The following is a 21,424-nucleotide window of genomic DNA, read 5'->3' on the forward strand; positions in this document are numbered from 1 at the left end:
CTCTGGCGGTTACACTGATAAGCACATCTTTACGTCTGGATTCGCTGAGTCATGGAACTGAAAGCAACTTCTCTTGGAAAACGTCTGGCGCAACACCCCTATGATCGTGCTGTGATCCTTAACGCTGGGGTGAAAGTGTCTGGCGACAGGCATGAATATCTTATTCCATTCAATCAGTTATTGGCGATTCACTGTAAGCGTGGGCTAGTGTGGGGCGAGCTGGAATTTGTCCTCCCGGAGGACAAAGTCGTGCGTTTGCACGGCACCGAGTGGACAGAAACCCAGCAATTTCATCGCCACCTGGACGCGCACTGGCGTCGCTGGAGCCAGGAGATGAGCGATGTCGCCGCGCAGGCATTACAAGAGCAATGGGCGCGTATTAGTGAACGAACGGGAGAAAATCAATGGCTTACTCGTGAGCGGGTTCGGGGACTGGAACACGAAATTCGCCAGACCTTTGCCGCCTTGCCGCTACCGATCTCACGGCTGGAGGAATTTGATAACTGTCGCGAGATATGGCGTAAGTGTCTGGCGTGGTTACAGGACAGCGAGGGAAGCCGGCAGCAGCACAATCAGGCGTATGCTGATGCCATGCTGGAAGCGCATGCCGACTTTTTTACCGAGATAGAGACCTCTCCGCTTAATTCCTCTCAGGCCAGGGCGGTAGTTAACGGCGAATCATCATTACTGGTGCTGGCGGGCGCGGGGAGCGGAAAGACCTCGGTGTTGGTGGCGCGTGCGGGCTGGCTGTTGGCGCGCGGACAAGCCGATGCGGGGCAAATTCTTTTGCTGGCGTTTGGTCGCAAGGCGGCAGAGGAGATGGATGAGCGTATCCGCGAGCGTTTACATACGGAAGAAATTACTGCCCGTACCTTCCATTCGCTGGCGCTGCATATTATTCAGCAAGGCAGTAAAAAAGCGCCTGTCGTCAGTAAGCTGGAAAGTGACGCCGCAACGCGGCATCAGCTATTTCTGCACACCTGGCGTCAGCAGTGTAGCGAGAAGAAAGCACAGGCCAAAGGCTGGCGTCAGTGGCTGCAAGAGGAGATGAAGTGGACGGTGCCGGAAGGCAATTTCTGGGACGATGAGACATTGCAGCGGCGTCTGGCCCCGCGCCTGGATCGTTGGGTCAGTTTGATGCGTATGCACGGCGGCGCTCAGGCAGAAATGATCGCTGGCGCACCAGAGGAGTGCCGCGAGCTGTTCGGCAAACGTATTAAGCTGATGGCGCCGCTGCTGAAAGCCTGGAAAAGCGCGCTGAAAGCGGAAAACGCCGTTGATTTCTCCGGGTTGATTCATCAGGCAATGGCGATCCTCGACAAAGGGCGTTTTATCAGCCCGTGGAAACATATTCTGGTCGATGAATTTCAGGATATTTCTCCGCAACGGGCGGCGCTGTTACAGGCGCTGCGCAAACAGAATAGCCAGACTACGCTGTTTGCCGTTGGCGATGACTGGCAGGCGATTTACCGTTTTAGCGGGGCGCAACTCTCCTTAACGACGGCGTTTCATCAGACGTTCGGCGAAGGAGAACATTGCCATCTGGACACCACGTACCGTTTTAACAGCCGGATTGGCGATATTGCTAATCGCTTTGTGCAGCAGAATCCGCACCAGCTTAAAAAACCATTAAATAGTCTGACCGCAGGCGATAAAAAAGCGGTTACGTTATTGGATGAAAGCCAGTTAGACGCCTTACTGGATAAATTATCCGGCTATGCGAAAGAGGATGAACGTATTCTGGTGTTGGCGCGCTATCATCACCTGAAACCTACCAGTCTGCAAAAAGCGGCTATCCGCTGGCCGAAGTTGCAGATAGATTTCATGACTATCCATGCCAGCAAGGGTCAGCAGGCCGATTACGTTATTCTTGTAGGATTACAGGAGGGTAGCGACGGCTTCCCCGCACCGGCGCGAGAGTCCATTATGGAAGATGCGCTTCTTCCTCAGGTTGAGGATTTTCCGGATGCTGAAGAGCGGCGTTTATTATATGTGGCGCTGACGCGCGCGCGCGCGCGGGTCTGGCTACTTTTCAATAAAGAGAATCCATCGCGCTTTGTGGCGGCGCTTAAACAGTTAGATGTGCCGGTGGCGAGAAAACCCTAAAACGCGGGCGGTCCAGCATCCCGCCCGCACAGCGGTTATTTCAGTCGCTCGGCCAGATAACGCGCATAATCCGGAATAAGAATATCTACAGCGTCGTTAAAATGCGGGGACTGGATGATAAAGTCCGCCGTTGAGACGTTAGTCGCGACAGGGATATTCCACACGGTGGCCAGACGCAGTAGCGCTTTTACATCCGGATCGTGAGGTACTGCGTTAAGCGGGTCCCAGAAGAAAATCAATACGTCAATTTTCCCTTCTGAAATGAGCGCGCCAACCTGCTGGTCGCCGCCCATCGGGCCGCTCAGCATCGCATTAACGTCCATACCTGTTGCGCGCTGGATCAGGTTCCCCGTCGTGCCAGTTGCATAGAGAACATGTTTTTCCAGCAGCGGCTGATGGCGTTCCACCCAGTTCATTAGCATCTGTTTGCAGTGGTCGTGGGCAACCAACGCGATATGTTTGCGCGTCGGTAAGGTGCGAGTCGTCAGTTCCATAATTCGATTCCGTAGTTAACCTTTCTACAGATTACTGGAAGCGTTTGATGCTGCAAGAGAAAGACAAAAAAAGTGCGCGCTGGCACAACTCGTATCAAGAGGAAGGCTGTTTTTCCGCCCATTGCAGAAAGTGACTGCGTGTCTGCGGGTCGGCCAGTCGGAACCAATGTTTCAGGCGCTGTTCTGTCAGAGTTTGCGATTGAGGCGGCACGGCATCAAGTTCTGAGGCGTCGGAAAGTAATGTACTGTCGTTCGCCATTATCGTGGCGAACTGAGGAAGCGAGGCGCGTTTCGCCGATTTATTATAACGTTCGGTCTCTATTTCATAATCGACCACCTTAGCCGTAGAAGTGGTTGTCAGGATATCGAGTTTCACCGGAATGGGCATGGCGTCGCCGTCCAAAAGCGTCAGACGCGGCGCCGCGTTAAAATGCGAGGCTTCACGCTCATTTTCCAGCCGCGGCAGATGGAAATTGACCTGGCTTGTCTGTTGGGTATCGAAACTTATCACCAGCGGCGGAGAAATATAAAGCCGCTCTTCATTACCGGACAGGCGGATGTTTTTTTCCACCCGTAAAACAAGCTGGTGCGGCCCATTTTCCAGTTCGATGCTATCTGCGCCGCGTAATAACGAACCGGACACCCTTTTGCCGTCCAGCACCAGAAGATCGACCTCATTCGACAGACGGAGCGTTGTGGCAAAAACAGTAACCGGCAAATAGAGAGCAAAGAAGGTGGTTAGCGCGCCGGTTTTCATAAGGTTCTCCTGTCCAAAGGCCGTGTAGCTAAGAATGTATCAAAATTTTTCTCAGATCATGTTTACTAACATATAGACATATTTTAGCGTTTTGCTCTCATACATCGGTATGGGATGAATAGTTGGCATGTCAGGTTTGTCGTACACTTTGCAAAACAGCCAGGAGAAAGATGATGAAAGAGACCGATATTACTGACGTTTTGACGTCCACTCGCACCATCGCGCTGGTAGGCGCGAGCGATAAATCCGATCGCCCAAGCTATCGGGTAATGAAATATTTGCTTGATCAGGGCTACCATGTAATTCCGGTCGCGCCAAAAGTCGCCGGTAAATTATTGCTGGGGCAACAGGGATATGCCACGCTGGCTGACATCCCAGAAAAAGTCGATATGGTAGATGTTTTTCGCAACTCTGAAGCGGCGTGGGGCGTCGCGCAGGAAGCCATTGCCATCGGCGCAAAAACGTTGTGGCTACAGCTTGGCGTGATCAACGAACAGGCGGCGGTACTGGCGCGGGATGCAGGCATGACTGTCGTGATGGATCGCTGCCCGGCAATTGAGATCCCTCGCCTTGGGCTGGCGAAATAAGCGTTAAAATGGCCGGATAAGGCAGTGTATCGCTATCCGGCCTGTTAAATATAATCAGTTACGTAGTCGCGGCGCCTGAAGCTGCTTGCGAATGGTACGCGCCAGTTCATCCATCGATGGCTGCTCCGGATGCTCGTCCCGCATTTCGCTTCGCAACTGGGCCTCGGCCAGATAAGTATGTACTGGCTGCCCATTATCATCTTCCATTACCACGTGGTACCACGGAGCGGCGCGAAGTTCGTCGTTAACCGCCAGTTCATCAGGCGACGGCTCATCAAGCGAATATTCCGGGTCGATATCGACGACCACTCCGAGGTAGCCTAACAGGGAATGGCGGACCTGCTGGCCGATACCGAATTTGCTGGCTATCATAGTCACCTCCCGGGAAATAGATACCCTTTATATAAGGATACTATTCCACTTTTCAAGTTACATGACGCGACAGGCAAACCCTTTCAGATACAGCCCTTCCGGGTAGGTGGCGATCACGGGATGATCGGCGGCCTGACGGAACTGCTCTATAAATTGTACATCACGACCAGCATCTATTGCGGCATCGGCAATGATTTTCTGAAATAAATCGCTGGTCATCAGGCCGGAGCAAGAGAATGTCAGCAGTATGCCGCCGGGATTGAGCAGTTGAATCGCCAACATGTTAATGTCTTTATAGCCCCGGCATGCGCCCATTAACTGGCTTTTATTTTCGACGAATTTGGGCGGGTCCATGATGATGACGTCGAATTTTTCGCCGCGTTCGCGGTAAGCGCGCAGCAGCTTAAACACGTCATCACGCACGAATTCGGCTTTGCTCAAATCCAGTTGGTTCAGTTCAACGTTTTGCCTGGCGATATCCAGCGCATCCTGCGAGGTATCCACGCTGACGACCTGGCGGCAACCTCCCATTAACGCCGATACGGCAAAACCGCCAGTATAAGAGAAGCAATTCAGTACCCGTTGATTTTCCACGTAGCGGCGCGTCGCCAGACGACTGTCACGCTGATCAAGATAATAACCGGTTTTGTGGCCGCCCTGGATATCGACCAGTAATTTCATACCGTGTTCTTCAATTGGCAGAAGCGCAGGCGGCAGCTCGCCAGTGACCGGGCCTTGCGCCAGTGCCATCCCTTCTTTTTTCCGCACGGCGACGTCGCTGCGATCGTAAATAGCGCAATCCGGATAGCATGTTTGCAGAGCACTAATTAATGCGGCACGTTGATATTCGGCGCCAGCGCTGAGCAGTTGCAGCACCAAAAAATGACCAAAACGATCGATAGTGACGCCAGGCAGACCATCGGATTCACCGGCAATCAGACGATAGCTATCCAGACCGTCTTTTTTCGCCAGCCAGTCGCGCCAATGCTGCGCCTGTCGCAGGCGGCGGGTGAAAAACGCAATATCAACGGGTTCTGTTTTATCAAATGTCCAGACGCGCGCGCGGATCTGGGACGCTGGCGACCAGGCGCCGCGTGCTAACCACTTTCCCTGATGGTCGACAATATCGATAGTTTCTCCGGGGTTGGCTTTGCCTTCCAGACGGGAGACGGCGCCGGAAAAGACCCATGGGTGGCGGCGGAGTAAAGATTTTTCTCGCCCTTTACTGAGCACTAAACGGGGATAGTTCGGAAATGTAGATTCAGTCATGCGGAGCAACCTCTCACAAACAGTGACGCGAGCCGGATGATAGTTCCAGCCTGGGACCGTGAAAACGAAATGGCGCGTAGGGTAGCACAGAAGAGAGGGGCAATCATCAGCGTATGGTAGTGAGCATTTCTGTACAAAGTAAAATCATAAAGGCACTGTTTCTTCAACGGGCGCTTTTCATCGTGCTATTTCTTTACATGAAGAAGGTAATACAATGAAAACATGAGCGTAGCTGCAATGATGGTATTGAGTGGTAGCGCGTCTGCCGTGTCGGCGTTGAGCCTCAGTAGCGCGGACATTCTTACTATGGGATCGTTGACGCTACCAATTGGCGAAATTGCATTACGTGTGGCTACCTGTTGGTGGCGCGATTTACGGCCACATTTCGCCCACATTATCGATGTTTGCCCTGTCAGGTACGTTAACTACGTCCTGTATGAACCTTCACTACTGTTATGAAAGGAGAACCGTCATGTCGAACGTCTGCACAATCGCCTGGATTTATGGTCGCGTTCAGGGAGTCGGATTTCGCTATACTACGCAACATGAGGCGCAGCGGCTGGGGTTAACCGGCTATGCGAAGAATATGGATGACGGTAGTGTAGAAGTCGTGGCCTGTGGTGATGAGGCGCAGGTGGAAAAGCTCATCAAATGGCTGAAAGAGGGCGGGCCGCGCTCTGCTCGTGTGGACAAAATCCTCACTGAACCGCACAGCCCCCACGAGACGTTAACAGACTTCAGTATTCGTTATTAAATACATTTTACCGGCTTGGGCAGACCGGCGATTTTGGTTGCTTGCTTTGCCGGACCTTTTGGAAACAGACGATACAGATAGCGGCTGTTGCCTTTTTCTTCGCCGAACTTGTTCGCCATCGCTTTTACCAGCATTCGGATAGCGGGAGAGGTATTAAACTCAAGGTAGAATTCGCGCACGAAGCGCACGACTTCCCAGTGTTCCGCAGAGAGTTCAATGCCTTCATTCGCGGCGATAGCGACTGCCAGCGGTTCACTCCACTGCGTCGTCTCTTTCAGATAGCCTTCGCTATCAGTACTGATTTCTTTACCTTCAAAGATCAACATAACGTTTCACTGCGTAATCAACACGAACGGCAGTGTAGCAAAAAATAAAGCCCCGCATAAGCAGGGCTGGAAGAGGGGAATTTCGATTAATCGCGGCTGGCGAAGCCCAGGATGCTGAGCAGGCTGACAAAGATATTATACAGCGAAACATACAGACTTACGGTCGCTCGAATATAGTTGGTTTCACCGCCGTGAATGATATTACTGGTTTCATACAGGATAGCGCCCGATGAAATCAGGATAAATACCGCGCTAATTGCCAGGTGCAACGCGGAGAGTTGCAGGAAAATATTCGCTACCATACCAATCAGTACGACAACGATGCCGGCCATCAGCATACCGCCCAGGAAGGACATATCTTTACGGGTGGTCAGGACGTAAGCGGAGCAGCAGAAAAATACTAACGCGGTACCACCCAGCGCCATGCCAATGACATCGCCCATGCCCGCTGACAGATAGGCGTTAAGAATCGGACCCAGGATATACCCCAGGAAACCGGTAAACGCAAAAGCAGACAGGATACCAACCGGCTTATTGGCGGTTTTATATGTCAGGAACATCAGCCCATACATACCGACCAGCGTCAGGATCAGGCCGGGAGAGGGCAGCATCAATACCGTACTGGCTGTCGCGGTAATTGCGGAGAAAGCCAGCGTCAGGCTCAACAGAAAATAGGTATTGCGCAGTACTTTGTGCGTGCTCAGTAGCGAGCTACGATCACGCGATGATGTAATGATACGATCCATAGTCACTCTCTTATGACAGATGTAATTAATAAAGAAGAATAATAAAAATAGTCACTATCACCCAGCGGTTTTACCCATCTTTACGCATCCGTTTACGTTTAGTTTCCCTAATAGATTTCAGGCAATTACCGTCGTTGAAACGGTCTTCTCTCGCCTGGCGCTACGTCATAAAACATGTCGCAGCACCAACAAAGCACTGCTAACAAAAGAGAACACAAAAAATCGATAATCAGAGCGGTAAAAACAGGGGCGATAAACACGCATTAAGCCTGTTTTTGTGTTGAAGAAGTGGTCAATGTGCTGCTATTTCAGACGATTAACAAGATTTTGCCTGTTTTTCACGCAAACGAACACATTCGGCCTTTACATGACGCACCGGGATGTTTATAGTGCGCCTCATTCCGGAAGTGTGGCCGAGCGGTTGAAGGCACCGGTCTTGAAAACCGGCGACCCGAAAGGGTTCCAGAGTTCGAATCTCTGCGCTTCCGCCAGATTAAACAAGGGGTTACCGAAAGGTAGCCCCTTTGTTTTTAAGGCGAAGAATAAAAAAGAATATTCTCAGAGAATATCGTATCCTTCAATCTGAATAAAAATTCACTTTTCCCCAATAACCGGACCATCCAGCCGAAGCACCTAAAATCGTTGGTATACTATCTTGTAGATACTGTCTAACTTGTTGATTTATCAGTGGTGAAAATGCGATCAACATACCAAATGAAAATATTAACCACATGCTATTTAAAAGTTTTCTTCGGTCCTGAAAACTGATGACCCAAAAGGATTCCAGATATCGGATCTCTTCGCTTCCGCCAAATTAAACAAGGGGTTACCGAAAGGTAGTCCCTTGTTGCTTTAGGATATCAGAATATTGTTAGAATATTTTTCCCCGCTGCCTTTGACAACAGAAGAAAAAATCCCGCTTCGGCGCTGAAAGAGTCCCATAAACCAGTACCATATGCTGGTAGCTTCTGGCAAGGTGGTTAAAAACGGTGCTCAGTACCGTTCGCTTTAAAATTAGCGAAGAATGCCTCAGGATATTCTCCGCTAATGTCAGCTATCTGATGACTCTTCTCAAATTTCCAGGCAGGCGATCAATACGCTTGATCTTGTTTTTACCTGAGCCTGACCGGGCAGATAGCGTCATAATACTAATGAGAGTGAGGGAGGCACGCCGGCGACACTGATGAAACGGTGTCAAAGCGTCACGGAAAAAGTTCTGGCATAATGAACGAACGGGTATAGAGGTGGTCTCCCTGCGTTGTTAGCACAATCAGTAGAGCACAAAATTCTATGCCTGTCCTTTTTTATCCGCCTATTACTGGGGATTCCTCAGCGCCGAAGCGGGAGATTTTAAGGTCTGGATGAGATGTTTAAACAGCAACTGTTTAATGTCCTGACGGTGCGACAAAATCGTATGCGCTGTTAATGTCGAGTCATCCACCTAATACAAAACACGATACCCGCCTGCGGTATTGTATTCCCGATATTTTGCCACTCCGAGTTTGACCAGTTCAGGATAAATCTGGCAATCAAGTGGAAGCTGGCCTGCCTGCTTCTCAAGTTGTTCGAGAATTTCAGAAACCACTGGTTTAGCTTCTACCTTAATACGGTGGAGAAAACTTGCGATATCGTCGATGCAGGTTTTCACTGTGAGTGTGCACAGTCGTGTTGTGGATGCCCGCCTTGTTCACAACCCCAGGAATAATGGTAAAGCGTAGTGGAATATTCTTTCTCAAAACTGTTCTATCGTGAAAAACTCATGACATGCTGCATGATTACAGTGCAATAATGTACGAATCTGTACGATGGGCATAACCAAAGAAACATGAAGAATGTTCCATAACCCGGTATGGAACAGTACACAGGAGATCTGTGGTGAGTGAAATGGTATTTACAGCAGTATTTATTGCTTCCAGTCAGAAAATCAGCGGGGTTCTCCTTTCTGTAACGTTGAGGGCAGCCAGTACAGGCGATGCCCTTTATCAGGCAGAACGGGAACTGATGGAGCATGGTTATTATAATATTGAACACCTGTCAGTTTGCATTGCTGAAGATGATAGTTTTCTAGGGATAAAAATTATTGATAATTCTTGATAATTATTGATAACGCTTGCGTAGAATGCTTTTTAGAAGCGTTAAAAGCAAAATATCATTAAGAAATATTGTCCAGAACATTTATGGATTTAAAGCCAGCATTGAGAATGATATACGTTATTACGTTACCCGGCGCTGTTTTAAATTAAAAGGCCTTAGGCTGGTGAAATACCATTTGAAGGCCTGTACGTACGTATTTAGCGGTGATTCCAGATATCAGATTTTTCTTGGTTAATGCGAGCTGGCAATGGCTGATGACTTTCTTTGCTTGCGCTGTGGCGATACGCAAGGTATCCAGTATATCCTTTCAGCAGGAGCGTGACTTTAAACAGTTCTTCAGTGACGTCGACGATCCTGGCATACCATGCAGAGGGTTTCATTCGCCCATTTTCATCGAATTCCTGCCAGGCTTTTGCCTCCGAGGACTGGTTGGGGATGGTGAACGTACGTATCCACTGACCCAGAATATGATGAGTCTGGTTTCTTTGAATGGGCTGCACTACACGTTTCCCGGTGGGGTAACGGGCGTGGGTCATTATTATTCACATGGATAGTCTTGCTTGGCGCTGCCGTTGCTGCACTATTTGCCAACGATGGCGTGGCGCTGATCCTTACACCGATAGTGATAGTTATGCTGCTTGCGCTGGGGTTCAGCAAAGAGACAACGCTGGCCTTTGTGATGGCCGCGGGGTTTATTGCGGATACCGCCAGTTTGCCACTCGTTGTCTCTAATCTTATGAATATCGTCTCGGCGGATTACTTTGGTCTGGGTTTTACGCAATATGCTTCTGTCATGCTTCCTGTAGATATAGCGGCCATTGCCGCTACGCTGGTGATGTTGCATATGTTTTTCCGTAGGGATATCCCGACAACGTATGATGCTTTGTTACTGAAGTCATCAGCCGCGCGATAAAAGATTTAGCGACGTTTAGGGCAGGCTGGATTGTCCTGCTAATTCTGCTGATCGGTTTTTTCGTTCTGGAGTCTTTGGGTCTTCCCGTCTGCGCGATAGCAGTAGCCGGAGCCGTTATACTGTTTGTCGTAGCGAAAAGAGGCCATGGTTTATGCCAACGTTATTGGCTGCGATTTAGGCCCTAAAATCACCCCGATTGGTAGTCTGGCCACGTTACTGTGGCTGCATGTGCTCTCTCAGAAAAATATGAAGATCACTTGGGGATATTATTTCCGCATCGGCATTGTTATGACCCTGCCGGTTCTATTTGTCGCTCTGGCCGCTTTGGTGCTGCGGCTCTCTGTCACTCTGTAATGAAATACTGCTATGAGCAAAATTACAATCTATCATAATCCGGCTTGCGGTACTTCTCGTAACACACTGGAGATGATCCGCAACAGCGGCAATGAACCGACGATAATTTATTATCTCGATACGCCACCGACTCATAATGAACTGGTTAAACTTATTACAGATATGAGGATTACTGTACGTGCTTTGCTGCGTAAGAATGTTGAACCTTATGAGAAGCTTGTCCTCGCTGATGATAAGTTTACCGATGAGCAATTAATTAGTTTTATGATTGAGAATCCCATCTTGATTAATCGTCCTATTGTTATGACATCTGTGGGCACACGACTGTGTCGTCCTTCCGAAGTTGTGCTGGACATTATTCCAGATTCCCAAAAAGATGTTTTCACGAAAGCGGAGGGTGAACAAGTGGTTGATGAAAAATGAAAACGGGTGAAGCAGTAATTTACGCTTTCCATAAACGCTTATTAAACTCCTCCAGCTTGGCTTCGACTACTGAACGCCGACGAACGTTGCGATCACATCGCGGAATATCAAAAATGTAAAAATATGCTAAAAATGTTATTTATAATAAAACTTAAGTGTTGGGGGGATTTAATAAAAGAGAGAATATTCTTTTGTTTGAATACCCTTTGTTTATAATATTCTTTGCAATCAAATAATTAAGAATATAGTTATATTCTCATGATGTGTTACAGATCTCGCTGATTATCCCAACTAAAATATCAGGCGGGGGAAAGGAGTTTCATCATTGTAATCCAGGAGTGGGGTGGGGGTATGTTGAATACCTGTCAGATTGGCTCCTGTTAATGATTTCGCTAAAGTTAGAGCTATCTTATCTAATATTGCACTATTTAGGTTGGTGCTAGTGAAGTCTGAGCTGAATAGAATTGCAGCGGTTAAGTTTACAGAGGACATGTTAGCATAAGTCAGGTCTGCGTGAGTCAGGTTTGCTCTAGTCATGTTTGAGCCCATCAGATTTACAGCATGTAGGTTTGCGCAACACAAATTTGCACCTATTAAATTTACGTCAGAAAGATTCGAACCACGGAAATCTGCATTAGAGGCATCTATATGTGACAAATCCTCTCCATTGAAATCTTTATGAGTCAGGTTTGCTCCACGCAGATCAAGCTTACCTTCATCGGTTAAAAGGGCGCTATCCTCTTGCTGTTGTATATTATATTTATTCATAAGCTTTAACATTCGGCATGCATCCAAAAATGTCTTGGCAACAATTGTGCGCGTTACAGTCTTTCCATTTTTACTAACTTCTACAGTGACCATAGGGCTGGAGCTTTCGAACACTTCTCCATATGAGAAACTTGTAACGCACCCGTTGATATCCTCCAGAAATATTTTGGCACCACTATAAAAATCATCTTTATTTACATGTAATAACGCCGTGGTCAGTTTTTCCACTACCTCCCGAAAGCATTTTTCATTGTTTCTTTTTACTCTGCCACAGGTAAAAAAGTTAACAATCCATTCACATATGCCCTGCGGTGATGTTGCATTTTCCATTGCCTCTTTCGTACCGACTCCGGCTGCACACAAATACTTTGCTACTTTTTCTGGTGTTGCTTGAGTTATTGGCATTTTGGTTACCTGCCGTTGTGAGTTAAGTTGTTTTAATTTATGATATAATAAAAAACAGGATATAAGGTGTTTTTTGTATTATGAATTTTATTTGAATTTTCTATAGATAAGGGGGAATATGAAAGAAATCGTGAATGTAAACGGCTTTTCAAGGGACTCTTTCGTTTTCCCATACTCTTCTTTCCTGTAAATGTAAATTCCACTAAATAATTCTGCTTTTTAACAGGTCTAACGAATTCCGTTTGACGAAATTTTTTCATATTGCGGACCAGGATGGAAACGGCAATTATCCTTGTGTTTGTACAGAGGCCGTCCATTACATTAGGTTCCGGTCTCTACCCAGAGATTACCCACTTAGCAAACGAAGCCCGGGAACCTGATTTCTTTAATCTGCTCAGTGCCATACGCAATGTCGGAAATGAGGATATGATAGAAAGAGCAGGCTGGATTCTATATCCAGGCTTCTTTTCTCTCTATGGTTGCGATAACTTTCTGCGTAACCATTCGCTGGTCCGCATTCTGATTTCAGTCTGGCATTACGTGGGGCTATTATCCCGGCAGTATCCTCGTCAACTGACGCTTTGCTTTATTCTGCGTCGCCATATAACTTGTTGATATTTAAGGCTGGTATACTGGCTTCCTTGTTCGCTATGGAACATCTCCTGGGACTGGCGGCGACTTCTTTTTTTAAGAGTTTTGGTACGCCCTTCCCGGGCGCAATTAATGCCCTCTTCTATGAAAGCAGATTTTTACTATTAGAATAGCAACGGAGGGGGAGGTGGCACCAAATGCAGAAAATCCATCATCTGTAATTTAAAAATATTGTATGCTTCCTCCTCATTAAAGCCGGCATCTATCGCATCCAAAATTTGTGGCTCACCAGGTAATGGCGGTGGCGCACCAGGTAATATCGGTGGCGCAACAGGTAACGGTCGTGGCGCACCAGGTAATGGTGGTAGTGGTGGAGGCGGGGGTATCTCTGGTTCAGGTGTAGGAAAGCGTTTGTGAAACCCCGTAAGCGCAATACTATTATCAGATTCTCCATCCATATTACTGGTAATTTCTATTAAAAACCTTTTTAAAAAATTTTTTGCCTGTGTCTCATTAGGTGGTGTTTTGTAAACTGGCTTCATATTTCCCATGACACTTTTTTGTTTCCATTGGAGGAGCATAGCATCAATAAGACAATCGGTGTCTTCACCACAAAAATGAATCTGGTATAAGGCATTTTTTACTGTTTCACCACATACATTAATGATGGTTGTAATAAATTCATATTGTTTAGGATAAGTGAATGAGTATGCCTCAGTAATTTCCGGTTCAATAACTGACATATATTTTTCTACTTCACGTGTAAAAAATTCATTGGTTCCTTCCATCATATTTGCGGAAATTTGCAATAACATTTTTGTCTTCCCTCCGGGAGCAGATAATAGGTGCATCATCTCATGATTGGCACCATGTTTTCCTCGTGCTCCAGAAATAGAATAAATTCTATTTTCTGTTAATGCAGTAAACCCATAAGAATGAGTTCGGGAGATATAATTAAAGCTTTCAGAAAAGGTATATTGGGGATTTTCATTAGCAAAGCACTGAGCCAGCTCTTCCTCACTATGACAAAAAATGAGTATGTTATTTTTTTTACAAAAATCTTCAAAATGGAAAAATAATTGAGAAAATTGTAAAGACACTTCAGATAATTGTTTTATTTTTTCTCTATACTCCGCTACATCGTCCATGCAACCAATAACATCTTTCTTCACCATATCAAATACAATGTTAGATGAACCATTGTTATGTATAGATTTAAACATAATACTCCTCAGCTTTATGCTATTATGGATAATATTCATCAGCATAACATGGTATATTAAAGACGTTGGAGCAGTTTGATTTTTATTGCCCAAGCATTGATATAAAAGGAGCCGTGAGTTGGCTGATTACGTTTTGTTGAGCGTAATAATGGCTGGATTGGTAGCCGCACGTTTAAAAGATCGCATCGGGGGCAAATGACTGAAACTAGTTTGTAAACCCAAGAATAATGTTTTCAACACAGGTCCTGCACAGGTAGCTACAATCAGTAATAACAACGCTATTGTTAAAGAAAAGACGATAAGATTTTTGAAAGTGTCAATGCGTACGTTATCATACCATAATTGGGTTGTGACTCATAATGATAATTTAAAATCAAATGATACATTTTTTCATTAAGTAAAATAAATTCTGAGCAACTTAATAAATACGGAAAAAAAGATCCACCACTTGATGTTTACATAAAATATGATTATGTTACCATGGATAAAAAAGTGTTGCCTTTATGCTTAACACAAAGACAATCCAAAATAATAACTTAACCGATAATATTAATAAATTAGCGCTTGCTCAGCGTACATTGATATAACCCGGTAGCCAAAGTGACGCTAACTGGTTAAATTATAATCCAAAGTCAGTTTATTTTACTAACAGGGTTAATTCTTAATCATCTCTTGATGATGCATTGAAAGGCATAAAAAGAAAAGGATATGAAAACCTTTATTTAATTGAATTTGAACCTCCCCCCAAAATATAGATGAAACAAAATCACTGGTACAACAGAACCAAAAACAAGGGCTTACCGCTGAAGCTGACTCCATGCCCTACGATCCGTTACGAGAGTTTATTATAACAGCTTCCCGTGTTTCCTTAGAAACGCCCTGTTGAGTGTATAGGGGTCAACGCCGGAACCGCCGAAATTTCCGGTCCGTTGTTTTTAGTGATCTTTTGGTATCTCAATGACTCGATCAGCAATGCTCTGAGCCAGCCTTTCCATCCATATAGCATAACAGCCCTGCAATAACTGAGCATCACCATTTTATGTCAGAGGAAACTGACAGGCGTAGTCATGAACTATCTTCGCCAGATGTCATTGTTCTGCGGTTAAGTCGACCATTCTTATCACCTCTTTAGCGTCAGAGGAGGAATTTTCCCCCTCTGATGCCCTTCGTCATCATGCACAACAACGATCGTTCCATGAATCACGATAGATAATATTACCTTCCGTATACTTCCCGGTGATCGCCTCATAACGCATTCGAGCCTGACGCACTTACGGAAATTCAGATATCTGACACATATTTAATTCTCCAAATATTTCTTCTAACATATGGTTAAGCTGTTCTTTCTCTGTCTTAGTGCAAATATTCTGATTTTTATTGGGATGCGCTATATTCTACTCCAACAAACATATGAATATTACTGATAGTAGTTTGGTTCTTTTCCATTGAAACTCACTGTGAGCAGTAACCATCTAAGATAAAATTTTCACAGAAGAATTAGGATATAGTTGATCCTGGAAGTGCAACAGATAAAGATAAAGCACAGCTCTGCGAGTGGTAAAGGAACCGGGAGCAGGTAAACTGGGTGGATACTAAAAAGCACCGAATATTAACTGACCGTGGTTTGAAGGCCAGAAAGATATGACCATAATGTAGAGAGCAGGACCAGGCTTGTATGGAGCTGCTCTCGGTATGTTAACAAAAAGATTTTCCGGTAAAAAATGGTTCAGCCCAACGTAGCTTGTACTCCCACTCAGGTCTGAGGGCGCCAATAGAAAAAATAAACTTCTTATTTTTTGCCTGGCAATAACTCTTTGCATTATTAACATTAAGCCACATGAGTATACTTCCGGGGCTAAGATTCATGCATTCTTTTTTTACACCGCCGTTTGGAACATCAAAATATACATTAAGGCGGCTCTCTGCCTTTAAAACAATATCAAAAGCGCATGGTGAGTTTTCAACATAGAGCACACAACCATACAAGAGGTGGCGAAGGCGGGAAAAAAAGTCGGTCAGGTTGCCTGTCGGATAACACGGGAGAGTATCACCAAACCGTGAGCGGAATAATGACTGGTAAATCCACACCAGTTCATCACCTGAAAAATCATCCAGGCTTTTGACGTTTCCACCATTCCGGAGAAACTTTTGATACTCATTACGACGGTTTTTTCCAAATTTAGTAGAGAAGGTGTCTTTTACCAGACAGTTCTGTTTCTTTCTGGCAAGACGCCATGTGGCATTAATAATTTGTGACCTGTGGTATACAGAAAGCTTATTGGTACGTTCAGGAAGGAAGCATCGTAGCTCAGGGGCAAGAGGAATAAGTACTTCATCAGATGAAAGCGGAAATGCTCTGCGCATAAGTATTCCAATGTTTTGATTGTTACATACAAAATACGCCCCTTTAATTTCGTCATATTTTTTGTAGTGAAAAAACGAAAATTTCCAGTCATGATATTTCATGAAATATTCCACGATATCAGGATGCATGTTAACGCTACCACCATATTGTTCGAAGGTGTCTCTATATATGGGAAAAGAAGATGTTTCCCAGTGGGTAAGTTTTCGTTTAATATGCTGAATATTCAAAAATAACTCCTGTATTTTCAAATGTAAAGTGATACTGCAATTATGGTAATCGATGTAATATGTTGATTTTTAATGAAACAGTATTTTGCATCAGAAACTCGCTGAGAACGTAATCAGATAACATTAAGATGATAATTACTTAGTGCTTATTTAATAATCTTATGACCACCATTAAAACATGGTATAAACATATCCCTGAAATTATAATTAACGCCAGGCACAGAATAATTATAAGGTCTGTTGATGTCACTGGTTTCTGTCTCCAGATTGAATGAGTATAACAAGTATTCCCATCGTTACAATAAGTGATGCATCCTGATTATCTTAATATTGCTGTTCGGTTTATCAGAATGCATGTTATGTTATAAAGTATCGTTATTTAAACATTGTAAACTGGCTGCGACTAATCGTATAAACTGAGTGGTTTCTTCTGTTTTGTCGTGCAATTGCTATTGGTATTATATGTGTGCTATATATGGCGTGGTAAACAAATGTTAACCATAATATAACCACAACAACAGGTTCGCGTAGGCAGATAGCTGAAGAGGGGGCGTGTAAACATTGTCTAACACGGTGTCTTGCTAATAGATTATTTCTGTCTGACTATTCCTGGATGAGCGTACCGAAATGGAAGCATCTTGTTATGTCCATGGCGGTTCGCTTTGTGCGGCGTGTACAGGCTTTTTCTGCGGCGTGGTTCTGTACGACCCCAGAGGGTGCCTGAAAAACGTGATGACGACTTCCCATGAGGGTCAAGCGGCTAATACAAATAAAATTCACTGCTTATTTAGTTTCTGGATTTTTTACGCTGTCAGGAGCATAGATGGCCGCCTGACTATCAATTTTTATAGCTTCTGAAGTGATTTATTCATTAGGTCTCAATTTTTCTGACGCGTATTATAATGCTCATCCATAATTTTTTTGCTAAAATAGAATTTTTATATTATTTTCTAATCGCTCTGAAGGGGATTTTAAAACCTTTCCTGGCAGTCGTTAAAATCCGTCCATCAGTAAGCGTAATCTTAGTAGTACCATCTACTCACTGTAATGCCACCAATTTCGCAAGCTCAGCATGAATATTCCCGGCATTAACACAAAACATCGTTAATGTTAGGCTGAACATTATAACAGTTTTCAATCAATATCCTTCACAGGTTTAGTTATCAGCTTGTTTTCATAATTACCAGCTACATAAATAATGAATATTTTTTTATCTTTAAATGCTCTGGCGTAGGGGCCTGATGACGTTATTGGCATATTTCTGATCATCATTTAATTAATTTGTCATGATACGGTTTACTGATGGATATAAACATTTAAATAATGTCTAAACATTGATTGATAAAAATTAAAATATAACATCGCCAGTCATTATAACAGGTTATAAAAGCTGCTTCTTACGCTTTGTTGAAAAAACGAAAAAGGTCACAGGAGCTTTCATAGGAAAATATATGGTCTACTACTAAAACTTACCACTGCGTTGAGGCATTATCTCGAATTTTCATGATGATGATTGTTGTTATTATTTATTTTGTCATACATGAAGGCGGTTTGACGCAATCGAAAATTTAAAAATCGTGATGGAAGAATCAGGCGATAGTGAAACTCATTTTAATCCGGGTATATATCGGTGGTCAGCAGAGCAGACATGAATATTTTTTGTATTTCTTGCACAATGAGTGATTATTAAAGTAAATATAGTAACGCACGGACTGTGTGCGTTACTAATTTAAACAATAACACTGCGGTATAGTAATGGTTTAGAAAATCCATGTTATTAGTATCACTATAAAAGTTATGTAGCGCGCTCTCAATGAATAGGCGAGCGGGTAATTTATCATCATAACGGTCAACTGACTCTCAACTATCTGGCAGTACATAATGATTTGTTGTTATTAATCGGTGAGAAAGAAGGTGAGAAGAAAAGATGAAATATCAAAAATTATTGGCAGGAATGATGGTTATTACCGTCATGATGATGACGGGATGTTCAACGTTTAATCCCGTACAACTCCGTCAGCATCAATTAGAAAGAAACTATACCTACTATCTTCTTGATCCTCCGCTATATGAAGGCGATGTAGTACAATATAAATGTAAAGATGGCAGTCAGGATACGGTGACTATTCAGAAAGTCACGCCACAATCGTTAATTACCAGTACCGATCAAGTAATTCCGTTGGCAGACCTGACCTCACTTGAGAAAAAAGATATCTCTAAAGGGAAAACTGCCGCTGCTGTCGGAGCTGGCGTTGGCGTTACCGCGGTGGCTATTGCTGCGATTTTTGCTGCAACCCTGTCTGCAGGTTTAGCTGCGATGATTGTCAATGGTTAATAGATAATATTGTGCTATAGTGATATGAAAACAAATTAGCGAACACTTACATACAATAAGATTTCTCCCGCCAGCAATGCAAAATGAGAGAGATGAGCATTTTTCCCTCATATTTCCACCAAAGATAACCCCCAACGAATGTTATTCTCTGGGGGTTATCTTTGGGTTATATAGACTCTGGTTTTGTCTCTTTAGACAATGGGAATACGCATCGCGTTTCATCTCCTGAAGAGAGTATATTGATATATTATGTATAATATTCTATAAATTTTTTCACGCTTGAAATAAATAATTCAAAACCGGTGAGCGCCTCTTCTTCAGTACTGGTCTGTGGTAAGCGATAAAGCGCCACTAAAGCAGTATTGTCTGCGTCAGCGCCGATAGTTACAGGACTGGTGTAGTTCAGACGTAAAAAATGTTGCAAAGTCAGGAGGTCGTCAGGCAACGGCATAAAGGGACAGCACATTTCCAGCATGAGATCGGATTCATTAAAATAAACCTGTATCTCATCATCGATGATGAGAAGCGGTTCATCTTCTGGCGCATCCAGCCCTAACGCGTCATATAAACGATTTAATAGATTTTCCATATATTACCTTAAGACTCAAGAAGTGATTAATGAGGAAATTCCTTTTACTGATTGCCAGATGTTTTCATTACCAATTCGTTTTTGATAGGAAAGATTGAGCACTTCTGGCGACAAATTTTTCATTACTTTATTTCCCGCTCCCCCCGTATTCAGTTTTTGAATTTCCAGGTTACCGCTATTAAGTAATACTTTTTGGAAAATTTCCTGTCCACTGCGATCTGGAAGGTTGCCTGGAGCATTTAAAGTATGGGTCTGATGGAAAGAAATGACTTCTCGTTTGATTTCTGAATCCATCATTCCTGTACGATCTTTGCCGCTTTTACAATTCCAGGCGGGCACGGCGCCGATTTCATTGGCTAACATTGCAAGGCGTTGTGCAAGTTTATAGGGTTCGCCGCCATCTTTATGATGCAAGTTATTTTTCCAGATATCCTTAATCTGGCGTGCTAATTTATTTACGACTTCATAATTATCCGGGTATTGCGCCAGCCAGTTGCCAACCCAGCCACCCGGTCTGGCCTCAGGGCGTAAATCATTGCCTAATAACTGATGTAGCGCCTCGATATTATATCTATCAGATGCCTTCAGGCCAAAGCCGAGCTTGAGTGCCAGCTCATTGACACCCACATTGAACGCGGCGACTTCCGGCTTTATTTTTACCGTCTGTAGTTCGCCATCTTTATTGCGGATTTTTAAATGAATCATTTTTCCCGGCTGGGTCAACGATTGCCATGCACGCATTTGATCCTCGACCATCGTTCCTTCCTGACCGAGAACATTCGACGCGGTGAGTAACCCAACGGACACCAGTTTCAGGCTTACCGCTTCGCCCTTTAGGGCACTCTCAAGCAGCTCAGGCTTACTAAAAAGCGCTGCAGTTAATACTTCTTTGGCTCTGTTTTCAGCGCCCACCTGACGCAGCAGCGGATCTTTCACACCATAAGGGGAAAGAACGCCATGGCGTATCCCGCAAAAAAGCGTTTTATCTTTACCGTCCTCATGCGTACTCACCGTGGACATCCACAGGTTAGTGGCGTGATGAATATTTTGGGTATCCCAACTGCATACGCCTTTTCCCTGATAAGCGCTGGGAAATATATCCTTTGTGTCGATTTTCATATCTGCGGCAGGGAGCTGCGTATTGGTATAATGATGCCCGTTATGTATTAGCGTATTTTTTATGGTCTGCCAGGACTGACTATTAAGCTGCTTGACCTGAGCATCCTTAAACATCTCTGCTGCAAGGCGGTGAGCCTCTTTTGCAGGCAGACCATTTTGCTGCTGAGTGCGTGCTGCAATAAGTTCGATAAGATTTTTTTTCAATGTTTTTGCGGCGGCTTCTTCTTGTTTTGTTGCTGGCCGGTCCGCTTTAACTTTTGCTAACTCCATTTGGTTTGCCATTGCTATTAGCACCGGGTCTTGTTTACCCAGAACGGTTGCCGTGACGGTAAGAAGGTCACGTTGTAAATCATAGATATGATGCAGCGAGTGGTTAGATGTCTTCTGATTCTGTAGATAATTCCCCCATGTTGCGCCAGGTTCTCGCAGGACAATGATTTCTGGGCGAGCGTCGGGTGCTTTAGCCGGCGCTTTTCCCTGACCAGACAGAATCTGCATTCCGTTGTATAAGGTTTTTTGTAGGCTTTTAAAAGCCTCCTGGCTTTTTAATAAAGCTGAGTGATAGAAGCTCTGTATCTGCATAGCGTATTTAATATCCCTGAATGGT

General features: G+C 44.6%; 17 protein-coding genes, 1 tRNA gene and 6 pseudogenes. 9 read left to right on the top strand and 15 right to left on the bottom strand.

Going from position 1 to position 21,424, the window contains the following annotated elements; translation table 11 throughout:
- The first annotated feature begins 51 nt into the window (after positions 1–51).
- Positions 52–2,106 (top strand): DNA helicase IV, encoded by a 2,055-nt coding sequence (helD, locus tag F4V61_RS16740; protein WP_080160831.1) that lies wholly within the window; start codon positions 52–54, stop codon positions 2,104–2,106.
- A gap of 35 nt (positions 2,107–2,141) precedes the next feature.
- On the opposite strand, the gene mgsA is transcribed toward helD, so the two are convergent.
- Together mgsA and F4V61_RS16750 are read right to left on the bottom strand one after the other, a co-directional pair.
- A complete protein-coding gene (mgsA, locus tag F4V61_RS16745) occupies positions 2,142–2,600 on the bottom strand; it encodes a methylglyoxal synthase (protein ID WP_000424187.1) in 459 nt (152 codons plus the stop codon).
- A 94-nt stretch (positions 2,601–2,694) separates the two neighbouring features.
- On the bottom strand, positions 2,695–3,357 hold the full coding sequence (locus F4V61_RS16750) for a DUF2057 family protein (RefSeq protein WP_080160830.1): 663 nt from the start codon (positions 3,355–3,357) through the stop codon (positions 2,695–2,697).
- A 173-nt stretch (positions 3,358–3,530) separates the two neighbouring features.
- Here F4V61_RS16750 and F4V61_RS16755 point away from each other — a divergent pair, with 173 nt between their 5' ends.
- The gene (locus F4V61_RS16755; protein WP_000665220.1) at positions 3,531–3,944 is read left to right on the top strand and encodes a CoA-binding protein; all 414 of its coding nucleotides are present in this window, start codon (positions 3,531–3,533) and stop codon (positions 3,942–3,944) included.
- A 54-nt stretch (positions 3,945–3,998) separates the two neighbouring features.
- Here the strand turns inward: F4V61_RS16755 and hspQ are convergent, their stop codons facing one another.
- A complete protein-coding gene (hspQ, locus tag F4V61_RS16760) occupies positions 3,999–4,316 on the bottom strand; it encodes a heat shock protein HspQ (RefSeq protein WP_000561984.1) in 318 nt (105 codons plus the stop codon).
- Positions 4,317–4,373: 57 nt separating this feature from the next.
- Entirely contained in the window at positions 4,374–5,585 is a 1,212-nt protein-coding gene (gene rlmI / locus F4V61_RS16765) for a 23S rRNA (cytosine(1962)-C(5))-methyltransferase RlmI (protein WP_000140473.1), read from the bottom strand.
- A 312-nt stretch (positions 5,586–5,897) separates the two neighbouring features.
- Between rlmI and F4V61_RS16770 the strand changes: the two are divergent.
- A pseudogene (locus F4V61_RS16770) lies at positions 5,898–6,010 on the top strand (AraC family transcriptional regulator); the annotation flags it as partial.
- 47 nt (positions 6,011–6,057) lie between these two features.
- Complete coding sequence (gene yccX, locus F4V61_RS16775) at positions 6,058–6,339, top strand: acylphosphatase (RefSeq protein WP_000072888.1); 282 nt, start codon at positions 6,058–6,060, stop codon at positions 6,337–6,339.
- On the opposite strand, the gene tusE is transcribed toward yccX, so the two are convergent.
- Both tusE and yccA read right to left on the bottom strand, forming a co-directional pair.
- Positions 6,336–6,665 carry a sulfurtransferase TusE gene (gene tusE / locus F4V61_RS16780; RefSeq protein WP_000904448.1) on the bottom strand — a complete coding sequence of 110 codons (330 nt, stop codon included), beginning with the start codon at positions 6,663–6,665 and terminating at the stop codon, positions 6,336–6,338. The genes yccX and tusE overlap by 4 nt on opposite strands.
- 86 nt (positions 6,666–6,751) lie before the next feature.
- Positions 6,752–7,411 carry an FtsH protease modulator YccA gene (gene yccA / locus F4V61_RS16785; RefSeq protein WP_000374049.1) on the bottom strand — a complete coding sequence of 220 codons (660 nt, stop codon included), beginning with the start codon at positions 7,409–7,411 and terminating at the stop codon, positions 6,752–6,754.
- A gap of 403 nt (positions 7,412–7,814) precedes the next feature.
- Between yccA and F4V61_RS16790 the strand changes: the two genes are divergently transcribed.
- Positions 7,815–7,902: transfer RNA gene (locus tag F4V61_RS16790), tRNA-Ser, on the top strand.
- A gap of 824 nt (positions 7,903–8,726) precedes the next feature.
- Here the strand turns inward: F4V61_RS16790 and F4V61_RS22485 are convergent.
- A pseudogene (locus tag F4V61_RS22485) lies at positions 8,727–9,074 on the bottom strand (type II toxin-antitoxin system RelE/ParE family toxin).
- A gap of 212 nt (positions 9,075–9,286) precedes the next feature.
- On the opposite strand from F4V61_RS22485, the gene F4V61_RS16805 reads away from it, so the two are divergent.
- Positions 9,287–9,505 carry a hypothetical protein gene (locus tag F4V61_RS16805; RefSeq protein WP_001293414.1) on the top strand — a complete coding sequence of 73 codons (219 nt, stop codon included), beginning with the start codon at positions 9,287–9,289 and terminating at the stop codon, positions 9,503–9,505.
- Positions 9,506–9,702: 197 nt separating this feature from the next.
- On the opposite strand, the pseudogene F4V61_RS16810 reads toward F4V61_RS16805, so the two are convergent.
- Positions 9,703–9,972, bottom strand: a pseudogene (locus F4V61_RS16810) (arsenical resistance protein ArsH); the annotation flags it as partial.
- A 2-nt stretch (positions 9,973–9,974) separates the two neighbouring features.
- On the opposite strand from F4V61_RS16810, the pseudogene F4V61_RS16815 reads away from it, so the two are divergent.
- A pseudogene (locus F4V61_RS16815) lies at positions 9,975–10,772 on the top strand (ArsB/NhaD family transporter); the annotation flags it as partial.
- Between the two features lie 12 nt (positions 10,773–10,784).
- Positions 10,785–11,195 carry a glutaredoxin-dependent arsenate reductase gene (arsC, locus tag F4V61_RS16820; RefSeq protein WP_080160829.1) on the top strand — a complete coding sequence of 137 codons (411 nt, stop codon included), beginning with the start codon at positions 10,785–10,787 and terminating at the stop codon, positions 11,193–11,195.
- A 291-nt stretch (positions 11,196–11,486) separates the two neighbouring features.
- Here arsC and pipB read toward each other — a convergent pair whose 3' ends face one another.
- The 5 genes and pseudogenes from pipB to F4V61_RS16850 form a co-directional block, all read right to left on the bottom strand.
- On the bottom strand, positions 11,487–12,368 hold the full coding sequence (pipB, locus tag F4V61_RS16825; RefSeq protein WP_079781538.1) for an SPI-2 type III secretion system effector PipB: 882 nt from the start codon (positions 12,366–12,368) through the stop codon (positions 11,487–11,489).
- Positions 12,369–13,123: 755 nt separating this feature from the next.
- A complete protein-coding gene (locus F4V61_RS16830) occupies positions 13,124–14,182 on the bottom strand; it encodes a hypothetical protein (protein WP_000477038.1) in 1,059 nt (352 codons plus the stop codon).
- 935 nt (positions 14,183–15,117) lie between these two features.
- Positions 15,118–15,267 (bottom strand): annotated as a pseudogene (locus F4V61_RS22490) (arylsulfatase).
- Positions 15,268–15,354: 87 nt separating this feature from the next.
- Positions 15,355–15,435: pseudogene (locus tag F4V61_RS16845) on the bottom strand (type VI secretion system tube protein Hcp); the annotation flags it as partial.
- Between the two features lie 442 nt (positions 15,436–15,877).
- Positions 15,878–16,774, bottom strand: a complete 897-nt coding sequence (locus F4V61_RS16850; RefSeq protein WP_001025466.1) for an antimicrobial resistance protein Mig-14 — start codon at positions 16,772–16,774, stop codon at positions 15,878–15,880.
- A gap of 1,927 nt (positions 16,775–18,701) precedes the next feature.
- Here F4V61_RS16850 and F4V61_RS22495 point away from each other — a divergent pair.
- Positions 18,702–19,109 (top strand): hypothetical protein, encoded by a 408-nt coding sequence (locus F4V61_RS22495; protein WP_000877073.1) that lies wholly within the window; start codon positions 18,702–18,704, stop codon positions 19,107–19,109.
- A 247-nt stretch (positions 19,110–19,356) separates the two neighbouring features.
- Here F4V61_RS22495 and F4V61_RS16860 read toward each other — a convergent pair whose 3' ends face one another.
- Both F4V61_RS16860 and F4V61_RS16865 read right to left on the bottom strand, forming a co-directional pair.
- Positions 19,357–19,698 (bottom strand): type III secretion system chaperone, encoded by a 342-nt coding sequence (locus F4V61_RS16860; protein WP_080160828.1) that lies wholly within the window; start codon positions 19,696–19,698, stop codon positions 19,357–19,359.
- A gap of 15 nt (positions 19,699–19,713) precedes the next feature.
- Positions 19,714–21,399: a type III secretion system effector inositol phosphate phosphatase gene (locus F4V61_RS16865; protein WP_080160827.1), complete on the bottom strand. Its 1,686-nt coding sequence runs from the start codon at positions 21,397–21,399 to the stop codon at positions 19,714–19,716.
- Positions 21,400–21,424: the final 25 nt, after the last annotated feature.

Source organism: Salmonella enterica subsp. arizonae, assembly GCF_008692845.1.
Taxonomy (GTDB): Bacteria; Pseudomonadota; Gammaproteobacteria; order Enterobacterales; family Enterobacteriaceae; genus Salmonella; species Salmonella arizonae.